Origin of the sequence: Streptomyces lydicus (genome assembly GCF_001729485.1) — a bacterium.
In the GTDB taxonomy this organism is placed as follows: domain Bacteria; phylum Actinomycetota; class Actinomycetes; order Streptomycetales; family Streptomycetaceae; genus Streptomyces; species Streptomyces lydicus_D.
In genome coordinates, this window is record NZ_CP017157.1 from 1650103 (window position 1) to 1664023 (window position 13921).

General features: G+C 69.4%; 12 protein-coding genes. 9 read left to right on the plus strand and 3 right to left on the minus strand.

Translation table 11 applies throughout. The annotated features are described in order from the left end of the window. Positions 1-131: 131 nt before the first annotated feature. The gene (locus tag SL103_RS07030; protein WP_069567886.1) at positions 132-791 is read right to left on the minus strand and encodes a TetR/AcrR family transcriptional regulator; all 660 of its coding nucleotides are present in this window, start codon (positions 789-791) and stop codon (positions 132-134) included. A gap of 115 nt (positions 792-906) precedes the next feature. On the opposite strand from SL103_RS07030, the gene SL103_RS07035 reads away from it, so the two are divergent. Both SL103_RS07035 and SL103_RS07040 read left to right on the plus strand, forming a co-directional pair. Continuing rightward, positions 907-2508 (plus strand): MFS transporter, encoded by a 1602-nt coding sequence (locus SL103_RS07035; protein ID WP_069567887.1) that lies wholly within the window; start codon positions 907-909, stop codon positions 2506-2508. Positions 2509-3029: 521 nt separating this feature from the next. After that, a complete protein-coding gene (locus SL103_RS07040) occupies positions 3030-3440 on the plus strand; it encodes a peptidase inhibitor family I36 protein (RefSeq protein WP_069567888.1) in 411 nt (136 codons plus the stop codon). 71 nt (positions 3441-3511) lie between these two features. On the opposite strand, the gene aceE is transcribed toward SL103_RS07040, so the two are convergent. Then, positions 3512-6244, minus strand: a complete 2733-nt coding sequence (gene aceE, locus SL103_RS07045) for a pyruvate dehydrogenase (acetyl-transferring), homodimeric type (protein WP_069567889.1) — start codon at positions 6242-6244, stop codon at positions 3512-3514. Positions 6245-6762: 518 nt separating this feature from the next. Here aceE and SL103_RS07050 point away from each other — a divergent pair. From SL103_RS07050 to SL103_RS07075, 6 genes are all read left to right on the plus strand, one after another. Continuing rightward, the gene (locus tag SL103_RS07050) at positions 6763-7194 is read left to right on the plus strand and encodes a DUF3052 domain-containing protein (RefSeq protein WP_069567890.1); all 432 of its coding nucleotides are present in this window, start codon (positions 6763-6765) and stop codon (positions 7192-7194) included. A gap of 147 nt (positions 7195-7341) precedes the next feature. Further along, positions 7342-7800, plus strand: coding sequence for a peroxiredoxin (locus SL103_RS07055; protein WP_033268712.1), 459 nt, complete (start codon positions 7342-7344; stop codon positions 7798-7800). A gap of 173 nt (positions 7801-7973) precedes the next feature. Then, the gene (locus SL103_RS07060) at positions 7974-8549 is read left to right on the plus strand and encodes a TerD family protein (protein ID WP_033268713.1); all 576 of its coding nucleotides are present in this window, start codon (positions 7974-7976) and stop codon (positions 8547-8549) included. A gap of 179 nt (positions 8550-8728) precedes the next feature. Then, a complete protein-coding gene (locus SL103_RS07065; RefSeq protein ID WP_069567891.1) occupies positions 8729-9304 on the plus strand; it encodes a TerD family protein in 576 nt (191 codons plus the stop codon). A gap of 52 nt (positions 9305-9356) precedes the next feature. Beyond that, positions 9357-10499 (plus strand): DUF475 domain-containing protein, encoded by a 1143-nt coding sequence (locus SL103_RS07070; RefSeq protein WP_069567892.1) that lies wholly within the window; start codon positions 9357-9359, stop codon positions 10497-10499. A 98-nt stretch (positions 10500-10597) separates the two neighbouring features. Continuing rightward, complete coding sequence (locus SL103_RS07075) at positions 10598-11341, plus strand: TerD family protein (RefSeq protein ID WP_069573489.1); 744 nt, start codon at positions 10598-10600, stop codon at positions 11339-11341. 45 nt (positions 11342-11386) lie between these two features. On the opposite strand, the gene SL103_RS07080 is transcribed toward SL103_RS07075, so the two are convergent. Continuing rightward, positions 11387-12517, minus strand: a complete 1131-nt coding sequence (locus SL103_RS07080) for a TerD family protein (protein ID WP_069567893.1) — start codon at positions 12515-12517, stop codon at positions 11387-11389. A 216-nt stretch (positions 12518-12733) separates the two neighbouring features. On the opposite strand from SL103_RS07080, the gene SL103_RS07085 reads away from it, so the two are divergent. After that, the gene (locus SL103_RS07085) at positions 12734-13906 is read left to right on the plus strand and encodes an HpcH/HpaI aldolase/citrate lyase family protein (RefSeq protein WP_069567894.1); all 1173 of its coding nucleotides are present in this window, start codon (positions 12734-12736) and stop codon (positions 13904-13906) included. Positions 13907-13921: the final 15 nt, after the last annotated feature.

Below are 13921 nucleotides of genomic sequence, written 5' to 3' on the forward strand. Positions count from 1 at the left end.
GGCCATTTCGACCAAACCGGACACCAAACGTCGATTTTCGGCGCTCAGTCGTGCGGAAGCAGTCTCATGGGGAGATTAATCGGTTGCACAGCGGCGGTGGGCCGTTACGGCAGGTGGCGAAGGGGGCCGGGTCAGCGGTGCGCGCGCCAGTCGTCGTCGATCGCCGGCGCCATGTGGTCGAGATAGGACTGGGTCAGCTCCCGGATGGACGCCACGCTGCAGTCCGCACCCTCGCCCCAGATCTTGCCCGCCACCCGCATGACCCCGCAGAACGCCGCGACCAGCACCCGCGGCCGCGGATCGGCGTCGACGTCCAGCCCCTCGCGCCGCGCGATCAACCGCGCGATCTGCTCCTCCAGTTCGGAGGAGCGGCGCAGGTGGACGGCCATCAACGCGGGCGTGGACTCGATCATTTGGTACGAGCGCATGTGCAGCTCCACCGGGATCACCGACTCGATGGCGCTGCCGATGTCGTCCCAGGCGACCATCACCGCGCTGCGCAGCGCGGTCAGCGGGGCCTCCGTCGCGGGCCGCGCGGTGAGCTCCGCCATGAAGCGGGCCTCGACCATCTCTTGGACGGCGAAGGCGACGTCCTCCTTGTTGGCGAAGTAGCGGAAGTACGTCCGCTGGGAGACGTCCACGGCCTCGGCGATCTCGTCGACCGTCGTCGCCTCGTACCCCTGCTCCGTGAAGAGTTCGAGTGCCGCGCGGATCAGGGCGTCGCGGGTGCGCTGCTTCTTGCGTTCGCGCAGGCCGCCCGCGGGGGCCGTCTGCGGCGTCGGGGTCGCCATCCTGCGCCGCCTTTCCGTGGTGTTCTCGCTGCTCAGGTTACCTGTGAGGGAGATGACAGTTACCGACTCATGAAATGCTTTGTCAACTGTCAGTGGCTGACATTAGCCTCGGGGTATGAGTTCTCAGACCCCGGTCGCCGACGCCGCGCCGGACCTCTCCGTACCGGAGCCCCGCAAGGGGCTGCGAGGCCATCCGTGGCTGACCCTCTTCTCCGTCGCCATCGGCGTCATGATGGTCGCCCTGGACGGCACGATCGTCGCCATCGCCAACCCGGCCATCAAGCAGGACCTCGGCGCCTCGCTCGCCGACGTGCAGTGGATCACCAACGGGTACATGCTCGCCCTGGCCGTCTCGCTGATCACGGCCGGCAAGCTCGGTGACCGCTTCGGCCACCGCCAGACCTTCCTGATCGGCATCCTCGGCTTCGCCGCCGCCTCCGGTGCCATCGGGTTCTCCAACGAGGTCGCGCTGGTCATCGGCTTCCGCGTGCTGCAGGGTCTGTTCGGCGCGCTGCTGATGCCCGCCGCGCTGGGACTGCTGCGCGCCACCTTCCCCGCCGAGAAGCTCAACATGGCGATCGGCATCTGGGGCATGGTCATCGGCGCCTCCACCGCCGGCGGCCCGATAGTCGGCGGACTGCTGGTGGAGCACGTCAGCTGGCAGTCCGTGTTCTTCATCAACGTCCCGGTCGGTGTGCTGGCCCTGGTCCTGGGGCTGGTGATCCTCAAGGACCACCGCGCGGAGAACGCCCCGCGCTCGTTCGACGTCCCCGGCATCGTGCTGCTCTCCAGCGCGATGTTCTGCCTCATCTGGCCGCTGATCAAGGCGTCGGAGTGGGGCTGGGGCGACATGAAGACCTGGGGCTTCCTGATCGGCGCCGTGGTCCTCTTCGCGCTGTTCGCCGTGCTGGAGTCCAAGGTCCGCGAACCGCTCATCCCGCTGCGGATGTTCCGCTCCCTGCCGCTGACCGCCGGCACGGTCCTGATGGTCCTGATGGCCTTCGCCTTCATGGGCGGCCTGTTCTTCGTGACGTTCTACCTCCAGAACGTGCACGGCATGACCCCCGTCGACAGCGGCCTGCACCTCCTCCCGCTCACCGGCATGATGATCGTCGGCTCCCCGCTCGCCGGGGCGCTGATCACCAAGCTCGGCCCGCGCATCCCGCTGGTCGCCGGCATGGTCCTGACCGCCGTCGCGATGTACGGCATGTCCGGCCTGGACACGAACAGCAGCACCGGCCCGATGTCCCTGTGGTTCGCCCTGCTCGGGCTGGGCCTGGCCCCCGTGATGGTCGGCGCCACCGAGGTCATCGTCGGCAACGCCCCGCTGGAGCTCTCCGGTGTCGCCGGCGGCCTCCAGCAGGCCGCGATGCAGGTCGGCGGCAGCCTCGGTACGGCCGTGCTCGGCGCGGTGATGGCCTCCCGCGTCGACAACGAACTCCCCACCAACTGGAAGGCGGCCGGTCTCCCGCCGCTCCCGCCCGCGCAGGCGTCCCAGGTGTCCGACGCGGTCTCGGCCGGTATCGCCCCCGTGCCGAAGGGCACCCCGCCGGAGTTCGCCCAGAAGATCACCGCTGTCGCCCACGACACCTTCGTGTCCGGCATGGGGCTGGCCTTCACGGTCGCCTGCGGCGTGGCGATCGTCGCGGCCGTCGTCGCGGTCTTCACCAAGCGCGGCGCGAACGCCGAGGCAGGGGCCGGCGTCGGTCACATCTGACCGCCGGCTCGACCACCGCGGCGTCCACGCCGGGCGCCACCGGCGCCCACCCCGCAGCACCCGGCGCGCGGCCGGCCCGAGGACATACGTCCCCCGGGCCGGCCGCGCGCTGTCATGTGCGGCCGTCAACCCGCCGCCCGGGACCGCCTCCCGGCCCACCCGTCGTACGCCGTGCGGCAGTTGGCCCCGTCCGGCGCGGTGAATCCCTCATCCGGATGAGCCGGCACCGGGAACCTCCGCCACCGCGGCGGCCACCGCACCACCCCGCGCGGCAGGCCCACCCCGGCGGTGCCCGGGAGGAACGGTTTCCGCAGCCGTCGCCGGGCCCCCGCCCCGCGTCAACACCGCACCCCGCACCCCCGCCGAGCGCGGCGCCGGCTGTCCACATACCTGATCCGGGTGGCAGCGCCGGCCGGGCCTTGGCAACCGCGGCACGCCCTCGCGAAGCTCGATGACGAACCCGCGGCGGGCGACCGGCCCGCCGCGAACGGCCCGATCCGTACTCCACGGGGGAGATTCCCATGCGACTGCGTCTGCGTACGTCCCGCACCACCGCCGCTCTGACCGGCCTCGCCGCCCTGACCGTCGCCCTCGCCGTCCCGCCCGCCCTCGGCACCCCGGCCGCCCACGCCGCCGGCCGCTCCACCACGCCGGGCCCCTGCGCGGCGGGCCAGCTGTGTCTCTGGCCGAAGGCGGACTTCGGCGGGAAGCGGGTGACCTACGAGCTGCCCGACATCGACATCGAGAGCTGCGTCCCGCTGCCCAAGGGGACCACCGCCGCCGCGCTCGCCAACCGCACCGGGCGGCCGGTCACCACCTACCAGAGCGCGGAGTGCGCGGAGACCGCCGAGTTCGACACCTACCCGGGTGGCGGCAGCTGGGTGCCCCGGTCGCCGTACCAGGTACGGGCGTTCAAGGTGTGGGAGCGGTGAGCCGGGACGGCCGAAGCCCCCGGCAGCGGGGGGCTGCCGGGGGCTTCGGTCGCGTGCGTCGCGGAGGTGCGTCAGGCGTCGCCGCCGGCCTCACCCGCGTCGGCGGCCGCGACGTCCAGGAGCTGGTAGCGGTCGATCGCCTGCTTCAGCAGGGACCGGTCGACCTTGCCCTCCTTGGCGAGCTCGGTGAGCACGCTCAGGACGATGGACTGCGTGTCGATGTGGAAGAAGCGACGGGCCGCGCCGCGGGTGTCCGCGAAGCCGAAGCCGTCGGCACCCAGCGACTGGTAGGTGCCCGGCACCCAGCGCGCGATCTGGTCCGGAACGGAACGCATCCAGTCCGAGACCGCGACCGTCGGGCCCTCGGCGCCCTGGAGCTTCTGAGTCACGTACGGGACGCGCTGCTCCTCCTCCGGGTGCAGGAGGTTGTGCTCCTCGGCGTCCACCGCCTCCCGGCGCAGCTCGTTCCAGGAGGTCGCCGACCAGACGTCCGCCTTGACGTTCCACTCGTCCGCGAGGATCTGCTGGGCCTCGACGGCCCACGGCACGGCGACACCCGAGGCGAGGATCTGGGCGGCGTGCTCGCCCTTCTCGCCGGGCTTGACGCGGTGCAGACCCTTGAGGATGCCCTCGACGTCGACGTCGGCCGGCTCCGCGGGGTGCAGGATCGGCTCGTTGTAGACGGTGAGGTAGTAGAAGACGTCCTCGGAGTTCTCGCCGTACATCCGGCGCAGACCGTCCTTGACGATGTGCGCGATCTCGTAGCCGTAGGCCGGGTCGTAGGCGACACAGGCCGGGTTGGTCGAGGCCAGCAGCTGGGAGTGGCCGTCGGCGTGCTGCAGGCCCTCACCGGTCAGCGTCGTACGGCCGGCGGTCGCGCCGAGCACGAAGCCGCGCGAGAGCTGGTCGGCCATCTGCCAGAACTGGTCGCCGGTGCGCTGGAACCCGAACATCGAGTAGAAGACGTAGACCGGGATCAGCGGCTCGCCGTGCGTGGCGTAGGCGGAGCCCGCCGCGATCAGCGAGGCGGTGCAGCCGGCCTCGGTGATGCCGTCGTGCAGCATCTGGCCGGTCGGCGACTCCTTGTAGGCCAGGAGCAGTTCGCGGTCGACCGACTCGTACTGCTGGCCCAGCGGGTTGTAGATCTTGGCCGACGGGAAGAACGCGTCCATACCGAAGGTGCGGTACTCGTCGGGGGCGATCGGCACGAAGCGCTTGCCGATCTCCTTGTCCCGCATGAGGTCCTTCAGCACCCGGACGAACGCCATGGTCGTGGCGATCTTCTGCTGGCCCGAGCCCTTCTTGGCACCCGCGTACGCCTTGTCGTCCGGCAGTGCCAGCGGCTTGGCGCGCACGACGCGGGTGGGGACATAGCCGCCCAGCGACTTGCGCCGGTCGTGCATGTACTGGATCTCTTCGGAGTCGCGGCCCGGGTGGTAGTACGGCGGCAGGCCGTCCTCCAGCTCCTTGTCCGGGATCGGCAGGTGCAGCCGGTCGCGGAAGCCCTTGAGGTCCTGGACGGTCAGCTTCTTCATCTGGTGGGTCGCGTTGCGGCCCTCGAAGTTCGGACCGAGCGTCCAGCCCTTGACGGTCTGCGCGAGGATCACCGTCGGCTGGCCCTTGTGGGCCTTGGCCGCCGCGTACGCCGCGTAGATCTTCTTGTGGTCGTGACCGCCGCGGCCCAGGTGCAGGATCTGGTCGTCGGTCATGTTCTCGACCATCGCCCGCAGGCGCTGGTCGTCACCGAAGAAGTGCTCACGGATGTACGCGCCGGTCTCGGTCGCGTACGTCTGGAACTGGCCGTCGGGGGTGGTGTTCAGCTTGTTGACCAGGATGCCGTCGCGGTCCTGCGCGAGCAGCGGGTCCCAGCTGCGGTCCCACACCAGCTTGATGACGTTCCAGCCGGCGCCGCGGAACTGCGACTCCAGCTCCTGCATGATCTTGCCGTTGCCGCGGACCGGGCCGTCCAGGCGCTGCAGGTTGCAGTTGACGACGAAGGTCAGGTTGTCCAGGCCCTCACGGGCGGCGATGGACAGCTGGCCGAGCGACTCCGGCTCGTCCATCTCGCCGTCGCCGAGGTAGGCCCACACGTGCGACTTGGAGGTGTCGGCGATGCCGCGCGCCTCCATGTAGCGGTTCATCCGGGCCTGGTAGATCGCGCCGAGCGGACCGAGGCCCATCGAGACGGTCGGGAACTCCCAGAAGTCCGGCATCAGCCGCGGGTGCGGGTAGCTGGACAGGCCGTGCGGGGCCTTCGACTTCTCCTGGCGGAAGGCGTCGAGCTGCGCCTCGCTCAGTCGGTCGAGGAGGAACGCGCGGGCGTAGACACCGGGCGACGCGTGGCCCTGGAAGAAGATCTGGTCGCCGCCGTCGCCCTCGTCCTTGCCCCGGAAGAAGTGGTTGAAGCCCACGTCGTAGAGGGACGCCGAGGAGGCGAAGGTGGCGATGTGGCCGCCGACCCCGATGCCCGGACGCTGGGCGCGGGACACCATGACGGCGGCGTTCCACCGGGTCGCGTTCAGGACCTTGCGCTCGATCTCCTCGTTGCCGGGGAAGAACGGCTCGTCCTTGGTCGCGATGGTGTTGACGTAGTCCGTGCTGCGCATCTCGGGCACGGCCACACGCCTCTCCCGGGCGCGCTCGATCAGCCGCAGCATGAGATAGCGGGCACGTTCCCGGCCTCGCTCGTCGACAGCCGCGTCGAGCGAGTCGAGCCATTCCTGGGTCTCTTCGGGATCGAAGTCCGGGACCTGGCTGGGAAGGCCGCCAATGATGATCGGGTTTCGATCGGATCCGGAAGCCACGCTGTTCCTTCGTGTTCGGTTCGTGTCGTGCTCGGCACGCTATTGCTGCTGTGCACGGGACGAATACGGTCTCTGCCTTGGTGTCGCGCCGTCTTCCATCGTGTACCGAGCCCCAGGGCTACGTCACCTCTACCGATGGGTAACCATCCGCTGAGAGATGGCGCTGAAAAGGCCGATTTCTCAGGTCGACCAAATCGCAACCATACGCCCATGTCGAAAGTGCTTCGCGTACGGTCGTGCGACCATCGAAAGGGGAAGCGGAAGCGGTCCGTCCGCCCCCCGAAGGGACCAGTCGCGCGCGACTACCCGATATACCCCCCAGAATGCTGTGGTGTGAATCACTTCAGCCTGTCCTGTCGGGGTCGCTGTTGCGGCGAGACGCCTCCAAACGTCACCGTTTCGGCGGTCTGGACCGCCGGGTACTTGCGCGATCCGCCCGGCCCGTGTGGACTACGCCCAATGCTCCGCGCACGCGCGGAGTCCCCGAGCATTTCCCGAAACATGACAGGAGGCAATCCGTGAGCGCGACCGCGGACCACGCGGAGGAGCGGACCAACCCTGCCGCCAGGCTGGGGTTCGAGCCCGGACAGGTGGTCCAGGAGATCGGTTACGACGATGACGTCGATCAGGATCTTCGCGAAGGCATTGAGACCGTGACCGGCCAGGATCTCGTTGACGAGGACTACGACGACGTCTGTGACGTCGTGCTGCTGTGGTTCCGCGACGAGGACGGCGATCTCACGGACGCGCTGGTGGACGCCATCGGGCTGGTCGACGAGGGCGGGCACATCTTGCTGCTGACGCCGAAGACCGGCCGGGATGGCTACGTCGAGCCGAGCGACATCAATGAGGCCGCGCAGACCGCGGGTCTGTCCCAGACCAAGAGCATCAACGCGGGCAAGGACTGGGCCGGCAGCCGCTTGGTCACGCCCAAGGCCGGCAAGCGCTGAGGCACACCCCCTCGGCACGCGCCACCGAGCCCTCTCCGCCTGTTCCGGAGGGGGCTCGGCCCCGTTCCGTACGGGTTCCCCCGTGGTCCGGCTCTGCGCGTAGGGTTGGTCGCGTTCTGTTGAGCGTGAGCGGAAGGGAAGCACCCCATGGCGATCGAGGTCGGCACGAAGGCTCCGGATTTCGAGCTGAAGAACCAGCACGGTGAGCTGGTCAAGCTCTCCGACTTCCGCGGCGAGAAGGCCGTCGTCCTCCTCTTCTACCCCTTCGCCTTCACCGGCGTGTGCACCGGCGAGCTGTGCGCGCTCCGGGACGAGCTGCCGAAGTTCGTCAACGACGACGTCCAGCTGCTGGCCGTCTCCAACGACTCCCCCTTCTCGCTGCGCGTCTTCGCCGAGCAGGAGGGCCTGGAGTACCCGCTGCTGTCCGACTTCTGGCCGCACGGCGAGGCATCCCGGGCGTACGGCGTCTTCGACGAGGAGAAGGGCTGCGCGGTGCGCGGCACGTTCATCATCGACAAGGAGGGCGTGGTGCGCTGGACCGTCGTCAACGGCCTCCCCGACGCCCGCGACCTGAACGAGTACGTCAAGGCCCTCGACACCCTCTGAGCCGCCCCGCGGTTCCGTGCGCCCCCGGCGTCCGCATGGCCGACATCCACAGTGATCCAGGTGCGATTTCTGCAATCGGTGGGAACCGGTCACTAGGATCAATTCGTTGATCCGATGCCATGCACGATGGGGGCGCACATGTTTACGTACCCCTCGAATCTATGGGAGGACTCGTGGGAGTCAGCCTCAGCAAGGGCGGCAACGTCTCGCTGACGAAGGAAGCCCCCAATCTGACCGCTGTCGTCGTCGGTCTGGGCTGGGACGCGCGCACGACCACCGGTACGGACTTCGACCTGGACGCCAGCGCCCTGCTGACGAACGACCAGGGCAAGGTGGCCAACGACCAGAACTTCGTGTTCTTCAACAACCTGAAGAGCCCGGACGGTTCGGTCGAGCACACCGGCGACAACATCACCGGTGAGGGCGAGGGCGACGACGAGCAGATCAAGGTCAACCTGGCCGCCGTGCCGGCCGATGTCGCCAAGATCGTCTTCCCGGTGTCGATCTACGACGCCGAGACCCGCCAGCAGAGCTTCGGCCAGGTCCGCAACGCCTTCATCCGCGTGGTCAACCAGGCCGACAACAACGAGCTGGCGCGCTACGACCTGAGCGAGGACGCCTCGACCGAGACCGCCATGGTCTTCGGCGAGCTGTACCGCAACGGTGCCGAGTGGAAGTTCCGGGCCATCGGCCAGGGCTACGCCTCGGGTCTGCGCGGCATCGCGCAGGACTTCGGCGTCAACGTCTGAGCGACCGGATCCCATCCGATCGCCGGCCTCCGGGCCCGCCGCCGCGGCGGCGGGCCCGCGCCGAGCAGTGACCGCGTCCGGCGCCGTACCCCCCGAGGGGAGTGCGGCGCCGGAGGTGCTTGAAGGGAGACGGGCCGCGCCGGGCGCGGCCCGTACCGACACCGGGGAGGAAGCGAACGATGACCGTCACACTCGCCAAGGGGGGCAATGTCTCCCTGTCCAAGGCCGCGCCGAATCTCACGCAGATCATGGTCGGCCTCGGCTGGGACGCACGGTCCACGACCGGAGCGCCCTTCGACCTCGACGCCAGCGCGCTGCTGTGCCGGTCGGGCCGGGTGCTGGGGGACGAGTACTTCGTCTTCTACAACAACCTCAAGAGCCCCGAGGGCTCCGTCGAGCACACCGGGGACAACCTCACGGGCGAGGGGGAGGGCGACGACGAGTCGCTCCTGCTGGACCTCTCGCAGGTGCCCGAGCAGGTCGACAAGATCGTTTTTCCGGTCTCGATCCACGAGGCCGAGGCGCGCGGGCAGAGCTTCGGACAGGTCAGCAATGCCTTCATCCGCGTCGTCAATCAGGCCGACGGGAGCGAGCTCGCCCGGTACGACCTCAGTGAGGACGCCGCCGGCGAAACCGCGATGATCTTCGGCGAGGTCTACCGCCACAACGGCGAATGGAAGTTCCGGGCGGTAGGACAGGGGTACGCGTCGGGTCTTCGGGGCATCGCTCTAGACTTCGGGGTCAACGTTTCGTAAAGCGCCGCGCGCTGCGCGCGGGGGGCCCACACAGCGAGGGATTGGGTAGGCAGTGCTCCTGAAAACCTTTGGGTGGTCGTTCGCCATCACGGTGGTCGGCCTCGTCGTCGCCGGCGTGCTCTGGGGGTGGCAGGGGCTCGCGATCGTCGGGATCCTGTCCATCCTGGAGATCTCGCTCTCGTTCGACAACGCGGTCATCAACGCGGGCATCCTGCGCAAGATGAACGCCTTCTGGCAAAAGATCTTCCTCACCGTCGGCATTCTCATCGCGGTATTCGGCATGCGGCTGGTGTTCCCGGTCGTCATTGTCGCGATCACCGCGAAACTGGGGCCGATCGAGGCGGTCAAGCTCGCCATCAACGACAAGGCGCATTACCAGGAACTGGTCACCAGCGCCCACCCGGCCATCGCGGCCTTCGGCGGGATGTTCCTGCTGATGATCTTCCTCGACTTCATCTTCGAGGAGCGCGACTACAAGTGGCTGGCGTGGATCGAGAAGCCCATGGCCAAGATGGGCAAGCTGGACATGCTGTCCGTGATCATCGCGCTGGTCGTCCTGCTGGTGAGCGCGATGACGCTGGCCACCGACGTGGCGCACGGCGGCGGTGACAAGACCGCCACCGTCCTGCTGGCCGGCGTGGCGGGTCTGATCACGTACCTGGTCGTCGGCGGGATCTCCGGCTACTTCGAGGACAAGCTCGACGAGGACGACGAGGACGAGGACGAGGAAGGCGAGGCCACCGACGCGGCGGCTCCCGTGGCGAACGGTGCCGGCTCGGCGCTCGGCCTGGCGGGCAAGGCCGCGTTCTTCATGTTCCTCTACCTGGAGGTCATCGACGCGTCCTTCTCCTTCGACGGTGTCATCGGCGCGTTCGCCATCACCAACGACATCTTCATGATGGCGCTGGGCCTGGGCATCGGTGCGATGTACATCCGCTCGCTGACCGTCTTCCTGGTCCGCAAGGGGACGCTGGACGACTACGTCTATCTGGAGCACGGTGCGCACTACGCGATCGGTGCGCTGGCCGTCATCCTGCTGATCACGATCAGGTACGAGGTCAGCGAGGTCATCACCGGCCTGATCGGTATCGTGCTCATCGGCCTGTCCTTCGCCTCGTCCGTCGTGCGGAACCGGCGTGAGGGCAAGCCGGGCGACACGTCGGGAACGAAGGCGGAAGTCACGTCCGGAGTGTGACGCGGCGCTGATTGAGGAACGCTCTCTGCGGGGCGGCCCTGAGGTCCAGACCTCGGGCCGCCCCGCGCTGATTGGGGCCGAGCGATGGGGTGGGCAAGGTGTCGTTCCTGGGGAATCTGTGGCGCGGTGGCGCGCAGAAGTACGACTTCGACAGTGGCGGGGCGTCCTACGTCGTCGAGCTGACCAAACGCAGTCCGGTCATCTCGCTGACCAAACAGGGCGCGGCCTCCGGCCATCTGCGGGTCAATCTGCACTGGCAGATGCGGACCTCCGACCTCCACGAGCGGGGCGGACAGGGCAGGGGCGGGCTGCTGCGGCACCCGGGCAAGCTGTTCAAGCCCGAGGTCGTCCAGGCGCAGGGACCGGCCGTGGTCAACGTCGACCTCGACCTGGCCTGCCTGTACGAGCTGAAGGACGGCACCAAGGGCGTGGCGCAGCCGCTGGGCAACTTCCTGGGGGACCTCAACGGGCCGCCGTTCGTCCAGCTCAGCGGCGACGACCGGTTCGGTTCGGGGTCCGGCGAGACGCTGTACATCAACCTGGACCACCGCGACGAGATCAAGCGGTGCCTGATCTTCGTCTACATCTACGACGGCACGCCGGCCTTCGACCGTACGCATGCCGTCGTGACGCTCTACCCGAGCAGCGGGCCGCGGGTGGAGGTCAAGCTGGACGAGCGGGCGCCGCAGGCCCGGTCCTGTGCCGTGTTCATGCTGGACAACACCAAGGGCGAGCTGACGGTGCGCCGCGAGGTGAAGTACGTCTACGGCTTCCAGGCGGAGTTGGACCGGCTGTACGGCTGGGGACTGCAGTGGGGCCGGGGCTACAAGTCGAAGGTCTGACGCCCGTCCCGTGCTCCCGCGTCCCCTCGCCGGGCGCGGCCGCCGCTACCGGCGCTGGAACTGCGGCCCCTGGGGCGGCAGCACGAACGACGGGTCCGGGACGAACGGCTGCTGCGGCACCGGGTGGCCGTACGTCGGGGCCGGGTAGGGCGGCTGCTGCGGGTAGCCGTAGGTCGGCGGCGGCTGCTGGGGCTGGTAGGCGGGCGGCGGCCCGGGGTAGCCGTAGCCGGGCTGGGCCGGGGGCTGCGTGGGCGGCGGCGGAACGTTCTGCGGGTAGCCGTAGCCGCCGTTCGTGGGCGGGGGCACCGGGGCGGCAGCGGCGGCCGGGGGCAGCGGCGCGGAGGAGAACGGCTCCGGCATCGCGTCCGGTACGTGCTGGGTGACGGCCTCGGGGTCCGCGGTCGGCCGGCCCTGCGGATGCCCCGCGGAGGGCGGGCCGGAAGCCTCTTCGGGCCAGGCGCTCGGGGGCGGGGTCGTCGGCGCGGCGGAGCCGGTGGGGGAGGAGTCGGCGGGTTCGTTCCGCGCGGGGGCGGGCATGGCCTCCGTGGGCTCCGAGTCGGGCGGCACCGGCGCCGGGTCCGCCGCGGCCGCCGGGGCGCCGTCCGTGCTGTCCGCGCCCTCCACGGCGTCGCCGTTCTCCTCCACCGCGATCCCGAACTCGGTCGCCAGGCCGACCAGTCCGCTCTCGTACCCCTGCCCCAGGGCGCGGAACTTCCAGCCCGTGGCGCGGCGGTACAACTCCCCGCAGATCATGGCCGTCTCGTCGCCGGTCTCCGCCACTACGTCGAAGACCGCAAGCGGCTCGCCCTCGGTCTCGGCCGCGTCGTACAGCAGGACACGCAGATCCGTTACGCCCGCGAAGGCGCCGCCGTCCGACGACGCGGCGAGCACGACCCGGTCGACCGAGGGGTCCAGCGTGGCCAGGTCCGCCTCGATGGTGTCGGTGAGGCTGTCGGCCACCTGGGTCTTGGGCAGGTACCGCACCAGTCCGCTGGGGTGCCGCGGCTGGTTGTAGAAGACGAAGTCCTCGTCGGAGCGCACGCGGCCCTCGGGACCCACCAGCAGGGCCGAAGCATCGACATCGGGGACGCCGGCGCCGGGGGTCCAGCGCAGGACGGCCCGGACGGCGGTGGCGTCGAGGGGTACGTTCGACCCTTTCAGCATCGCGTGCGTCATGCCGCAATCCTGCCTTCCCTGCGGTCGCGGCGACAACGCGGGGCCCGTGAGCCGCGCAGCGGCACCCCCGCGGACACCCGGGCGGCGCGCGTGGGTCACGTGATTTTCACGCACGCGGGAACTATCCACACCCCCACACACGTACGATTACCGGCTGGATCCAGACAGCGAGACGCAGCGGGGGTGCCCGGGTCCCGCATGTATTCGGGGAGTTGTATGCGTCATTTTGGGCACCTTCCGCCCGACATCCGGAAGGCACTGTTCCACCAGGAGCCCGCGGAGTTCACCGCCGACTCCCCGGCCCGCACGCTGGCGGTAGCCCTCGGCGCCACGCTCTACAGCCCCGCCACCCGTCCGCGGCTCGCCGCCGACGTCACCAAACAGGCCGCGCGTGGCGTGCTGTCCATGGTCCTGTGCCTGGAGGACTCCATAGGGGACGGGGATGTCGAGGCCGCCGAGGAGAACCTCGTCCGGCAGCTCGCCCTGCTCGACGAGGCGGCCGCGGACGGCGCGGCCCTCCCGCTGCTGTTCATCCGCGTCCGCACGGCGGCCCAAATCCCGGACCTGGTACGCCGGATGGGGCCGGCGGCGCACAGGCTGTCCGGATTCGTACTTCCGAAATTCACCGAAGAGCGCGGAGTCCCGTTCCTCGAAGCGCTGACCGCCGCGGAGTCCGCCTGCGACCGGCGGCTGTTCGCCATGCCCGTGCTGGAGTCACCGCAGCTGCTCCACCTGGAGAGCCGCGCCGAGACCCTGCAGGGCATCGCCCGGACCGTCGACAAGTACCGCGACCGGGTCCTCGCCCTGCGGCTCGGCGTCACCGACTTCTGCTCCGCCTACGGCCTGCGCAGAGCCCCCGACATGACGGCCTACGACGTCCGGATCGTCGCCTCCGTGATCGCCGACGTGGTGAACGTCCTCGGACGCGCCGACGGCACGGGCTTCACGGTCACCGGCCCGGTCTGGGAGTACTTCCGGCTGCAGGAGCGGATGTTCAAGCCACAGCTGCGACGCTCCCCGTTCCTCGGACGCGCCGAGGAACTGCGCACCGCGCTGATCGAGCACGACATGGACGGTCTGCTGCGCGAGATCGAACTGGACCGCGCCAACGGCCTCCAGGGCAAGACCTGCATCCACCCCACGCACGTCGCACCGGTGCACGCCCTCTCGGTCGTCAGCCACGAGGAGTTCAGCGACGCCATGGACATCCTGCGGCCGGAACGGTGCGACGGCGGGGTCCTGCGCTCCGCCTACACCAACAAGATGAACGAGGTGAAGCCGCACCGGGCCTGGGCCGAGCGGACCCTGCTGCGGGCCGAGGCTTTCGGGGTCGCGCGCGAGGGCATCGGCTTCGTGGAACTGCTGACGGCAAGCCTGCCGCAGACCTGAGCCGCGGCGAACGAC